The organism is Paracoccaceae bacterium (genome assembly GCA_012103375.1).
Classification (GTDB): Bacteria; Pseudomonadota; Alphaproteobacteria; order Rhodobacterales; family Rhodobacteraceae; genus WLWX01.
The window spans coordinates 168,387-180,065 of sequence record WLWX01000001.1 but is presented as its reverse complement, the minus strand read 5'-3'; the positions used below and the strand labels follow the sequence as shown (position 1 = coordinate 180,065).

The window sequence follows — 11,679 nt, the reverse complement described above, 5'->3', positions numbered from 1 at the left end:
AAAGGACCCGTGATGAACGCCCAAGTCTTCTCCGGCTGCATGCCCGCCCTGATGACCCCCTGCACCCCGGACCGCGCCCCGGATTTTGACGCGATGGTCGAAAAAGGGGTCGAGATGATGGGCCTTGGCATGTCGGCCGTGGTCTATTGCGGCTCCATGGGGGACTGGCCGCTGTTGACGGACGCGCAACGGATGGAGGGTGTCGCGCGGCTGACCAACGCGGGCGTCCCGGTGGTGGTCGGCACCGGCGCGGTGAACACGGCCAGCGCGGTCGCCCATGCTGCCCAAGCCGCAAAAGTCGGGGCCGCTGGCCTGATGGTGATCCCGCGCGTGCTGTCGCGCGGATCGTCCCCGGCAGCGCAGAGCGCGCATTTCAAGGCGATCCTGTCGGCGGCGCCCGACCTGCCCGCTGTGATCTACAACAGCCCGTATTACGGCTTTGCCACCCGCGCCGATCTGTTCTTCGCCCTGCGCGCCGAACATCCCAACCTGGTCGGGTTCAAGGAATTCGGCGGCAAGGCGGATCTGAGCTATGCGGCCGAGAACATTACTTCGGGCGATCCGGATATCGCCCTGATGGTCGGCGTCGACACCGCCGTCTGCCACGGTTTCATTAACTGCGGCGCGGTGGGTGCGATCACCGGCATCGGCAACGCCCTGCCGCGCGAGGTTCTTCATCTGATGACCCTCAGCCAGAAGGCCGCCGCGGGCGATGCAACCGCCCGCAAACTGGCGTTTGAGCTGATTGTGTTGAAAAACTCCGAAATCAGAGCGTCGCGGATTTCTTGCGAAAACCTATGAAGCGAAATAGTCGGAAAGCTTTGACCACGAGACAGCGCATGGCTGCGCGTGAGCGCATGTAGGCGATTTGGGCCGACCCCCGCGCCAAAAATTTAGGATCGGGCTGCATGGAAAGAAAAATCATCGTTCAGGCCCTAAAACGGAGTTTTTCAACACAATCAGCTGGAAGAGGCGCTTGGCGTGCTGTCCAGCTTCGACGAGGGCCCGGATCTTGTGCTGTATTACAAACACTTGATGGTTCTGAATGGCGAAGATGCCTATGCGCTGCATCTGAATGCGTCCGATGCGCTGTCGGATGCGCAGCGCGGACATGTCGAACAGCAATATGCCTTGTTCCGCAACTGGTACAAAGATTGGTCGCAGAATGTGAACTGACACGCAGATCTGGCCCTGTGTGGACCATCCGGCGGGCACCTGAGATCGCTTGTTGCGAACGCCGGTCGCCTCAGCGCGCGACCTGAACGCCTTATTCCAGATGTTGTTTGCCACGGGCTGCGGCCAGGTCGATCTGGCGTTGGCGTTCGCGGTATCGCGCGCGATCTGCCTGACTGCGTGTGTCGACACAGTGGTGGCAGGCCACGCCAACCTCAAATTCCGGCCGCGCTTGATCTTCGGGCGTCAGCGGAAAGCGGCAGGCCCGGCACAATACATGGGGGCCAGGCTGAAGCCCGTGCCCGACCGAGACACGCTCATCAAACACGAAACACTCACCATTCCAGCTGGAGTCCTGCTCGGGCACCTCTTCAAGGTACTTGAGGATTCCGCCTTTCAGGTGAAAGACATCCTCGACCCCCTGACCCAGAAGGTAATTTGTCGACTTCTCGCAGCGGATCCCGCCGGTACAGAACATCGCGATGCGCTTGTCTGCGAACCGGTCCTTGTTGGCGGCCCACCATTGCGGGAAATCGCGGAAGCTTTCGGTTTCGGGATCAACCGCCCCGGCAAAGGTGCCGATGGCGACCTCGTAACTGTTGCGCGTGTCGATCACTGCGACATCCGGGGCGGCGATCAGGGCGTTCCAGTCCGCCGGATCGACGTAGCGCCCGACCGCGCGGGTCGGATCAACGTCCGGCTGGCCCATCGTCACAATCTCGCGCTTCAGGCGTACTTTCATGCGCCGGAATGGCATGGTGGGCGCGTGGCTTTCCTTGACCTCCAGCTCGGCGCAGCCCGGCAGGTCGCGGATATGGCGCAAGACCGTGTCCAGCCCGGCGCGCTGACCTGCGATGGTGCCGTTGATGCCCTCAGGCGCCAGCAGCAGTGTTCCGCGCAACCCGTTCTCGCGGCACAGCGCTTCCAGCGGTGCGCAAAACGCGTCAGGCGCATCGAACCGGGTGAATTGGTAAAGGGCTGCGACAACGAACATGGGCGCTGGATACGTCGCCAGCCACGGCAGGCGCAAGTGCGTCACCGGATCGCAGACCGACACAAGGGGCGCGATTGGTCAACGCCCGGCGCAGGCACCACGAATGCGTAATTCCGAAACCCGCACGGCCAGTGTTAGGGTCCGCGAATGACGCAATTCCCCCGTAATCTGAGCCGTCACCTCCGGCAGGTCTTTGGCACTGCCAGCCTGTGCCTGGTCCTGCTTGGTGTGGCGGGGCCGGTCCGCGCCTGTGATATTGCGCTGGCATTGGCCGTTGATGTGTCGGGATCGGTTGATCCCTCGGAATATCGGATCCAGATGGGCGGGCTGGCGGCGGCGATGCGCGACCCCGCCGTGGCGGATGCGCTGGTGCAGGCGCAGGCGGCGATCCTGGTGGTGCAGTGGTCTGGCCTTGGGCGGCAGCAGGTCTCGATCGGCTGGACCCGGATTTCCGGGCGCGGCGACCTGTCGGCGTTGGCCGAGCAGACCGAAGCCCTGCCGCGCGCATGGCGCGATTACTCGACCGGAATAGGCGAGGCGCTCGCCTTCGCCGCCAATACCTATTCCGATGTTGGCGATTGCCGCCGCAAGGTGATCGATGTGTCAGGCGATGGACCATCCAACGAGGGCCTGCCGCCCGAGGTTCTGCGCCGAACGCTTGCGGTCGAGGGGTTCACGGTGAACGCGCTGGCCATCGAAGGCACGGTGCAGAATCTTACCGGGTACTACCGTGATCACGTCATCGCCGGACCCGGTGCCTTTGTGGTGACGGCCAGCGGTTTTGACGACTATCCGCGACGCATCCGCCAAAAGCTGCTGCGCGAGGTTTCGGCGCAGATTTCGGGGCTGGATCGCTGACCCGGCAGAAACGCGGGGCCCGGCTGGCGCGGGGAAACACCACGCTGCCGCCAGCGTTTAGGGCATCCAGTCTGCCATACAGTTTGCCATACACTTCGCCGACGGTTTGCCGACGTTGTGCAGCCCACCCGCAGCGGTGGTTTGACGCCACGCGCGGGGCTGCAAGAACGCCTGCCTCAGGTCTGCGGATAAATCGGGAAACGCGCGCAGAGTGCGGTGACTTCGCCGCGAATCCGGTCTTCGACTCCGGCATTGCCTTCGTCCCCGTTGGCGGCCAGGCCGTCCACAACTTCGACTACCCAGCGGGCGATCTGGCGGAATTCTTCGGTGCCGAACCCGCGCGAGGTTGCCGCCGGGCTGCCCAAGCGTATCCCGCTGGTCACAAATGGTTTTTCCGGATCGAACGGAACCCCGTTCTTGTTGCAGGTGATGTGCGCGCGGCCCAGCGTCGCCTCGGTCGCTTTGCCGGTGACGCCCTTGGGGCGCAGGTCGGCCAGCATCAGGTGGTTGTCCGTCCCGCCCGAAACGATGTTGATCCCGCCCTTCATCAACTCATCCGCCATCGCCTGCGCATTGGCGACCACAGCGGCGGCATAGTCCTTGAATTCAGGGCGCAGAGCCTCGCCAAAGGCGACAGCCTTGGCCGCAATCACATGCATCAGCGGACCGCCCTGAAGGCCCGGGAAGACGGCGGAATTCACCTTCTTGGCGATATCCGCGTCATTGGTCAGGATCATGCCGCCGCGCGGTCCGCGCAGGGATTTATGCGTGGTGGTGGTGCAGACATGGGCGTGGGGCAGGGGCGAGGGGTGCTGACCGCCCGCCACCAGACCTGCGATATGGGCCATGTCGACCATCAGATAGGCGCCGATCTCATCCGCGATGGCGCGGAACGCGGCCCAGTCCCAGATGCGGGAATAGGCGGTGCCGCCGGCAATGATCAGCTTGGGGCGGTGTTCCAGCGCGCGGGCGCGAACGTCCTCCATGTCCAGCAGTTCATCCTGCTGGCGCACGCCATAGCTGACCACGTTGAACCATTTGCCCGACATGTTGACGGGCGACCCGTGGGTCAAGTGACCGCCCGAGTTGAGGTCCAGCCCCATGAACGTGTCGCCCGGCTTTAGCAGCGCCAGAAACACTGCCTGGTTCATCTGGCTGCCGGAATTGGGCTGAACGTTCGCGAATTGGCAATCAAACAGCTGACAGGCCCGTTCAATCGCCAGATTCTCGGCAATATCAACGTATTGGCAGCCGCCGTAATAACGTTTGCCCGGATAACCTTCGGCATATTTGTTGGTCAGGACCGAGCCCTGCGCCTCTAACACCGCCGCAGAGACGATATTTTCCGAGGCAATCAATTCGATCTCGTCCTGCTGGCGACCGTGTTCCAGGGCGATGGCACTGGCGATTTCAGGGTCGGAAGACGCGATGGTGCGGGTGAAAAAGTCACTGGACATGGGGCTGGTCCTTTCGCCGGGTCTGTCGCGGCTTTTATCGTGGTCGGCTGGGTCAAAAAAGCGCCAAAACGTCGCTGCCCTTGCCAATAGCGGCACGGCGGGCAAAGACTTGGCGGATTGTTGAAAGGAAGCAGATGCCCAACACCCGCCAGATCGCATTTCTTGCCAGCGAAACACCGCAGGCGCAGGATGCGCTTGCGGCGCTGAGTGCGCGTTATGGCAGTGCTGATGCTGCGGATGCCGATGTGATCGTTGCGCTGGGCGGCGACGGCTTCATGCTGCAAACGCTGCACGCAACAATGGACCTGGACGCCCCGGTTTACGGCATGAACTGCGGCACCATCGGGTTCCTGATGAACGAATATGGCGAAGACGATCTGCCCGACCGCCTGTCGGCAGCGGTGGAAGAGGTGATAAACCCGCTGACCATGCGCGCCGAATGCGAGGATGGCGGCACCAAAGAGGCGTTGGCGATCAACGAAGTCTCGTTACTGCGCGCCGGGGCGCAGGCCTCGAAACTGCGGATATTCGTCGACGGGCGTGAACGCATGGAAGAACTGGTCTGCGACGGCGCGCTGGTCAGTACGCCCGCCGGATCGACGGCGTATAATTATTCCGCGCATGGGCCGATCCTGCCGATCGGTTCGGACGTGTTGGCGTTGACGGCGGTGGCGGCGTTCCGGCCCCGACGCTGGCGCGGCGCGCTGTTGCCCAAGGCCGCAAAGGTGCGGTTCGAGGTCATAAACCCGACCAAACGCCCCGTGATGGCCGAGGCGGACGGGCGATCCGCCGGGCGGGTATTCGCGGTTGAAGTGCGCAGCGACCCGGACATCCGCCATCGTATCCTGTTCGATCCCGGTCACGGGCTGGAAGAACGTCTGATCCGCGAGCAGTTCACTTGAATTGAGGCGTATTCGCGCCGCATGATTCATTCAAATCGGGCTTTTCAGCCCGATTTGGCGGATGCCTCCGGCAGGAGTATTTGCAAAAAGGTGACGGGCAGGGCGGTGTTATCCCGGATAGCCGATACGCATTAGCGCCGCCTTGATCTCGTCCAGGATTGCCGGGTCGTCGATTGTTGCGGGTTGTTTATAGGCCACGCCGTCGGCGATGTTGGCCATAATGCCGCGCAGGATTTTGCCGGATCGGGTTTTTGGCAGGCGCTCGACCTGAACAGCCAGCTTGAAGGCCGCGACGGGGCCGATCTGGTCGCGCATCAGTTTGACGCATTCGCCGACAACCTCGGCCTCGGTCTTCTGGCTGCCTGCGTTCAGGCACAGGAACCCCACCGGCAGTTGGCCCTTCAGGGCATCGGCGACACCGACCACGGCGCATTCGGCGACATCAGGGTGGCCGGCAAGGATTTCTTCCATTGCGCCGGTCGACAGGCGATGCCCGGCGACATTGATCACGTCATCGGTGCGCGCCATGATGTAAAGATAGCCATCTTCGTCGATGTATCCGGCATCTCCGGTTTCGTAATAGCCGGGGAATGTGTCGAGATAGCTTTTGCGAAACCGGTCATCGGCGTTCCACAGGGTGGGAAGGCACCCCGGCGGCAGCGGCAGCTTGACGGCGATCGCGCCAAGGGTTCCGGCCGGAACCGGGTGGCCGCCTTCGTCCAGCACCTGCACGTCATATCCGGGCATGGCCACTGACGGAGAACCGATTTTGACTGGCAAAGCCTCGATCCCCATCGGGTTGGCGGCGATGGCCCAGCCAGTCTCGGTCTGCCACCAATGGTCGATCACCGGCACGTTCAGGGTGCGTTCGGCCCAATGGATGGTGTCGGGGTCCGCACGCTCACCCGCCAAGAACAGCGTGCGCAGCGTGGTAATGTCATAGTTGGCGACAAGTGTTCCGCCGGGGTCTTCGCGTTTGATTGCGCGGAAGGCGGTGGGGGCGGTGAACAGACTGGTGACCTTGTGATCCTGAATGACCCGCCAGAATGTGCCCGCGTCAGGGGTGCCGACCGGTTTGCCTTCAAACACAATTGTCGTGCACCCGGCAATCAGCGGAGCGTAACAGATATAACTGTGCCCCACGACCCAGCCGACGTCGGATGCGGCCCAGAAGACCTCACCAGGGTTCACGTCGTAGATTGCCTTCATCGTCCAGTTGAGCGCCACAAGATGCCCCGCTGTCGGACGGACGACGCCCTTGGGCGCGCCGGTGGTGCCAGAGGTATAGAGGATATAGGCGGGGTGATCGCCTGCCACCGGGACACATTCGGCCGGGGCGACGCCCTGCTGAACCTCGTGCCAGTCGTGATCGCGCCCCGGCGTCAGATCGGCGCGCTGCTGGTCGCGTTGCAGGATGATGCAGGCCTCGGGCTTATGCGCGGCCTGCTCGATCGCCCCGTCGATCAGCGGTTTGTAGGCGATGATGCGCCCCGGTTCGATCCCGCAACTGGCCGCGATGATCGCCTTGGGGGTTGCGTCGTCAATGCGGGTGGCAAGTTCATTGGCGGCGAACCCACCGAACACGACCGAATGGATCGCCCCGATCCGCGCGCAGGCCAGCATCGCGACCAGCGCTTCGGGCACCATGGGCATATAGATGATGACCCGGTCGCCGACCCCGATGCCCTGGCCCTGCAAGGCGCCAGCCAGACGGGCAGTCTGGTCGCGTAATTCGGCATAGCTGACTTTTGAGGTGGTGCCGGTGATCGGGCTGTCGTGGATGATGGCCGTGCGCGCGCCATTGCCAGCTTCCACATGCCGGTCGACCGCGTTCCAGCAGGTGTTTACCCGGGCATCGCTGAACCAGTTGTAGATTGGCGCATTGGTGTCGTCCAAGGCGCGGCTGGGTGGCTTGACCCAGTCAATTGCGCCTGCGGCGTCCATCCAGAAAGCCTCGGGGTCGTCATGCCAGGCTTGGTATAGGTCAGCGTATGTGGTCATGTTCGGCTCCGTTTGTCGGATGGGATTTAAGCGGCTCGACCACAAGCATGCAAGCGCTGGCACGAGCGCCCTGTCCGTTGCGCGTCAAGCGGTGCTGGAATCGGCCTGCTCTATTCGGTGCAACAGCCGATCATAGTGCAGGCTGGGCGGTACAAAACCGGCGATCCGCGCCTTTTGCTTGTGCCGCCGCCGCTGGAGCGAGGATTGTGCGGTTCTTGCCATTTCATAGATGGCGTCGAGGTCGTCCGCGTCGGGTGGTTGCAGATGCATGATCGCTGCCAATTTTTTGATCGTCTGGTGCCGGGCAAGCGGGTCGGTCAGGTCTTCGAACCGAAAGTGGAATCGGCGCGCCGGGGCGAAACTTTCGCAAAACGACAGCGTATCCTCATACCGTTTCGCCAGGTCGCGCACTCTTCGACGGTATCTGATTGAGCGGACAATCGGCAGCCGGTCGGGCAGTCGCGGTTTGCCGCGCGCCGCGTGTGAGGCAATCGCCTCTCGCGGATCGCGGGTCAGGTAGATCAGGCCCCAGACGCCGGGCGCGATGGTTTCGTATTGAACCGCTTGAGGTGGGCGGTGCGACTTAAAACCAATGGGCGTCGGATTGCGGATTGTTATATTCCCGGTGCCCTGCGCCGCGACGGTCCGGTGTATCGGCAGGTCCTTATGATTGCCGGGGCTGCCGACGGTTGGTCTGGCGGACATCACCTCGATCAAGGTGCGCAGCAGATGGTTTCCGGACCGCGGGAATGACATCAGATGCCAGCGATCCGGTGTTGCGATCTCAGCCATAGGTCGCCACTGGCGTCCCTGCCAGTGCGGCGATGTTCAGCAATCCGCGTGCCGTGATTGACGGGGTGACGATATGCGCCCGGTTGCCCATGCCCATCAGGATCGGCCCGACCTCCAACCCGCCCGCGCGGATCTTGAGGATGTTGCGCACGCCCGAGGCAGCATCGGTGTTGGCAAAGACCAACGTGTTTGCCGGACCCTCAAATCGGGCATTTGGGAAGATGCGGGCGCGCAGGTCCGCGTCTAGTGCTGCATCGGCATGCATCTCGCCCTCATAGGCAAAATCGCGCGGTTCGGCGTCAAGGATCGCCAGTGCGCCGCGCATCCGCCGCCCGGTGTCGCAGTCAAGATTGCCGAACTGGCTGTGTGAGCACATGGCGATCTTGGGTTCCACACCAAAACGGCGCACATGGCGCGCGGCCCCGATGACGGTCTCGGCGATCTGTTCGGGTGTCGGTTCGGGATGGACCTGCGTGTCAGCCACGAACAACGGCCCTTGTTCCTGGATCATCAGGGACAGCGCGCCGACCGGGTGCAGACCGCCGGTGCCGAGCATCTGGGTGATGTAGTTCAGGTGCCACAGGTACTGCCCAAATGTGCCACAGATCAGCGAATCCGCGTCGCCGCGGTGCACCATGACGGCCCCGATTGCGGTGGTGTTGGTGCGCAGGATTGCGCGGGCCAGATCCGGGGTAACACCCTGACGTTGCAGCATTTCGTGGTATGTCGTCCAATAATCGCGGTAGCGGGGGTCATCTTCCGGGTTCACGATTTCGAATTCGGCATTGGCGTCGATGGTCAGGCCAATCCGGTCGACCCGCGCGGCGATCACCTCGGGGCGGCCAATCAGGATCGGCGCATCGACGGTTTCCTGCAACATCGCATGGGCGGCGCGCAGAACCCGCTCATCCTCGCCCTCGGCAAAGACGATGCGGCGCTGTGCACCGGCGGCGGCCACGAACACCGGGCGCATGATCAGCGCCGAGCGGAAGACGCTTTCGTCCAATTTTTCCTTGTAGGCGTCGATGTCATCCAGCGGCCGGGTGGCAACGCCGGTGTCCATCGCCGCCTTTGCAACGGCTGTCGCGACGACACCCATTAGCCGCGGATCGAAGGGTTTGGGAATCAGATAATCGGGGCCGAAATTCAAAGCCTCGCCCTGATAGGCGGCGGCGGCTTCTGCGCTGGTGGTTTGACGCGCAAGGGCGGCGATGCCGGCAATGCAGGCCAGCTTCATCTCGTCATTGATGTCGGTCGCGCCGACATCCAGCGCGCCGCGAAAGATGAACGGAAAACACAACACGTTGTTGACCTGATTGGGGTAATCAGACCGGCCGGTGGCAATCAACGCCTTGGGGGCAACCTGTCGGGCATCTTCTGGATCGATCTCGGGTTCGGGATTGGCAAGCGCGAAGATGATCGGGCTGTCCGCCATGCGCGCCACCATCTCGGGCTTGAGGATGCCACCACCGCTGAGGCCCAGGAACAGGTCCGCCCCATCGACGACATCGTCCAGCGTGCGCAGATCTGACTTCTGCGCGTATTCCGCCTTTTGGGGCGTCATCTCTTCGGTGCGCCCGTCCCAGACCAGCCCGGCAATGTCGACCAGCCAGACGTTTTCGCGCTTGACGCCAAGTTTCAGCAGCATGTTGAGGCAGGCAATCCCCGCCGCCCCGCCCCCGGTCGAGACGACTTTGATATCCGCAAAATCCTTTCCCGCGACATGCAGCGCATTCGTCGCTGCGGCCCCGACGACGATTGCCGTGCCATGCTGGTCGTCGTGGAAAACCGGAATGTTCATCCGTTCACGGCAAATGCGTTCAACGATAAAGCAATCGGGCGCTTTGATATCTTCCAGATTGATCGCGCCAAAGGTCGGTTCCAGCGCGCAGACGATCTCGGCCAGCTTTTCAGGATCGGACTGATCCACTTCGATATCGAAGCAGTCGATGTTGGCGAATTTCTTGAACAGAACCGCCTTACCCTCCATCACCGGTTTGGAGGCCAGCGCGCCAATATTGCCCAGGCCCAGAACGGCGGTGCCATTGCTGACCACAGCCACCTGATTGGCGCGCCCGGTATACAGACTTGCCGTCGCCGGATCGTTCTTGATCTCGATGCAGGCGGCGGCAACGCCGGGGGAATAGGCAAGACTGAGGTCGCGGCCATTGGCCAGCGGCTTGGTGGCGTTGATCTCAAGCTTTCCGGGGCGCGGAAACTGGTGATAGCCAAGCGCCGCCCGTCGCAGATCTTCTTTTTTCTGGTCGCTCATCTCAGTCCCTTCTGTCGATAGTTCAATGGTAAACTATCCAATTTGCCGCACTATCCTGGCTTGCTTGCACTTGTCATTGCGGTGCCGTCCCGCCACTCTGCCCGAAATTGAACCTTGAGGGCAACAATGACTGAGACGCGCGCCGAAATTCGCATTCCGACACGTGACCTGCGCAAGGACATTCCGTTCTTTACCAAGCTGCTTGGGATGCGGATGGATTCGATCTATCCCGCCGACGATCCGGCGGTGGCGGTGTTTTCCGGGCACGGATTGCGGGTACGGGCCGATGCGGATGCCGGGGGTGAACCTGCAACGCTTCGTATTCTGTGCGTGGCGCCGGATGATTTCGCCAAAGGCCAGCGCAGCCTGACCAGCCCCGGCGGCACGAAGGTCGAGATTGACGACCTGAACCCGCCCGTCATCATGCCCGACACGTAGCACGCTTTCGTGGTACGCCGCCTGGCAGATCAAGCCCCTTGGGTCATCGGGCGCGCAGGAATGCACTACCGCGATCTGATCCCGGATCGTCTGGGCGGGTCGATCATCGCCAGCCACATCCGCATTCCCGACGGCGGCTCGGTGCCGGATGTCGTGCACTATCACACCGTCGGTTTCCAGTTGATCTTCTGTTATCGCGGCTGGGTCGACCTTGTGTACGAAGATCAGGGAGAGCCGTTTCGCCTGATGGCCGGCAACTGCGTCATCCAGCCGCCGAAAATCCGCCACCGGGTGCTGTTCGCATCCGACAATATCGAAGTGATCGAGATTGGCGTCCCGGCCGAGCACATAACCACAATCGACCACGACATGACCCTGCCCAACGGCACCGTGAACCCGGAACGGGAATTTCAGGGCCAGCGGTTTGTCCACCACAAGGCCGACGCGGCCACCTGGTCACCCTTCCGGCTGCCGGGGTATCAGTCGCGCGATACGACTATCGCGGAACACACCGCCGACGTCGCCGGTGTCCACGTCATTCGCCGGGGCGAGGGCGCGCCGGGCTGGACCAACCATGACTGCGACATCCTGTTCACCTTCGTGATGGACGGAACCATGACGCTGGAAGGGGAGGGCAAGGATCCCCACGCACTGGAACCCGGCGACGCCTTCGTCATACCGCCTGGCATGAACACACGCTACGCCGATCCCAGCGACGACCTTGAACTCCTCGAAGTGTCGCTTCCCGGTGTGTTTCAGACCCGGACTTGAGCCGCCCTTCCTTGTCCAGAG

8 protein-coding genes and 2 pseudogenes are annotated in these 11,679 nt (G+C 62.5%); 5 read left to right on the top strand and 5 right to left on the bottom strand.

Annotated elements, in window-relative coordinates:
- The first annotated feature begins 12 nt into the window (after positions 1 to 12).
- On the top strand, positions 13 to 801 hold the full coding sequence (locus tag GKR99_00875) for a dihydrodipicolinate synthase family protein (protein NKB26183.1): 789 nt from the start codon (positions 13 to 15) through the stop codon (positions 799 to 801).
- Between the two features lie 159 nt (positions 802 to 960).
- Positions 961 to 1,176, top strand: a pseudogene (locus GKR99_00870) (dihydrodipicolinate synthase family protein).
- A 91-nt stretch (positions 1,177 to 1,267) separates the two neighbouring features.
- Here the strand turns inward: GKR99_00870 and GKR99_00865 are convergent.
- Positions 1,268 to 2,167, bottom strand: a complete 900-nt coding sequence (locus GKR99_00865) for a rhodanese-related sulfurtransferase (protein NKB26182.1) — start codon at positions 2,165 to 2,167, stop codon at positions 1,268 to 1,270.
- Between the two features lie 147 nt (positions 2,168 to 2,314).
- Between GKR99_00865 and GKR99_00860 the strand changes: the two genes are divergently transcribed.
- Positions 2,315 to 3,025 (top strand): DUF1194 domain-containing protein, encoded by a 711-nt coding sequence (locus tag GKR99_00860; protein NKB26181.1) that lies wholly within the window; start codon positions 2,315 to 2,317, stop codon positions 3,023 to 3,025.
- Between the two features lie 176 nt (positions 3,026 to 3,201).
- Here the strand turns inward: GKR99_00860 and GKR99_00855 are convergent, their stop codons facing one another.
- Positions 3,202 to 4,482: an aminotransferase class I/II-fold pyridoxal phosphate-dependent enzyme gene (locus tag GKR99_00855; GenBank protein ID NKB26180.1), complete on the bottom strand. Its 1,281-nt coding sequence runs from the start codon at positions 4,480 to 4,482 to the stop codon at positions 3,202 to 3,204.
- A gap of 134 nt (positions 4,483 to 4,616) precedes the next feature.
- Between GKR99_00855 and GKR99_00850 the strand changes: the two genes are divergently transcribed.
- Entirely contained in the window at positions 4,617 to 5,384 is a 768-nt protein-coding gene (locus tag GKR99_00850; protein NKB26179.1) for an NAD kinase, read from the top strand.
- A gap of 108 nt (positions 5,385 to 5,492) precedes the next feature.
- On the opposite strand, the gene GKR99_00845 is transcribed toward GKR99_00850, so the two are convergent.
- The 3 genes from GKR99_00845 to GKR99_00835 form a co-directional block, all read right to left on the bottom strand.
- Complete coding sequence (locus GKR99_00845; GenBank protein ID NKB26178.1) at positions 5,493 to 7,385, bottom strand: AMP-binding protein; 1,893 nt, start codon at positions 7,383 to 7,385, stop codon at positions 5,493 to 5,495.
- An 84-nt stretch (positions 7,386 to 7,469) separates the two neighbouring features.
- The gene (locus tag GKR99_00840; protein ID NKB26177.1) at positions 7,470 to 8,177 is read right to left on the bottom strand and encodes a hypothetical protein; all 708 of its coding nucleotides are present in this window, start codon (positions 8,175 to 8,177) and stop codon (positions 7,470 to 7,472) included.
- The gene (locus GKR99_00835; GenBank protein ID NKB26176.1) at positions 8,170 to 10,449 is read right to left on the bottom strand and encodes an NADP-dependent malic enzyme; all 2,280 of its coding nucleotides are present in this window, start codon (positions 10,447 to 10,449) and stop codon (positions 8,170 to 8,172) included. The genes GKR99_00840 and GKR99_00835 overlap by 8 nt, the downstream gene beginning before the upstream one ends.
- A 126-nt stretch (positions 10,450 to 10,575) precedes the next feature.
- Between GKR99_00835 and GKR99_00830 the strand changes: the two are divergent.
- Positions 10,576 to 11,658 (top strand): annotated as a pseudogene (locus tag GKR99_00830) (cupin domain-containing protein).
- Positions 11,659 to 11,679: the final 21 nt, after the last annotated feature.

Coding starts and splice junctions, on each gene's coding strand:
- GKR99_00875 (NKB26183.1), top strand. CDS start 13: ATGAACGCCCAAGTCTTCTCCGGCTGCATGCCCGCCCTGATGACCCCC.
- GKR99_00865 (NKB26182.1), bottom strand. CDS start 2,167: ATGTTCGTTGTCGCAGCCCTTTACCAATTCACCCGGTTCGATGCGCCT.
- GKR99_00860 (NKB26181.1), top strand. CDS start 2,315: ATGACGCAATTCCCCCGTAATCTGAGCCGTCACCTCCGGCAGGTCTTT.
- GKR99_00855 (NKB26180.1), bottom strand. CDS start 4,482: ATGTCCAGTGACTTTTTCACCCGCACCATCGCGTCTTCCGACCCTGAA.
- GKR99_00850 (NKB26179.1), top strand. CDS start 4,617: ATGCCCAACACCCGCCAGATCGCATTTCTTGCCAGCGAAACACCGCAG.
- GKR99_00845 (NKB26178.1), bottom strand. CDS start 7,385: ATGACCACATACGCTGACCTATACCAAGCCTGGCATGACGACCCCGAG.
- GKR99_00840 (NKB26177.1), bottom strand. CDS start 8,177: ATGGCTGAGATCGCAACACCGGATCGCTGGCATCTGATGTCATTCCCG.
- GKR99_00835 (NKB26176.1), bottom strand. CDS start 10,449: ATGAGCGACCAGAAAAAAGAAGATCTGCGACGGGCGGCGCTTGGCTAT.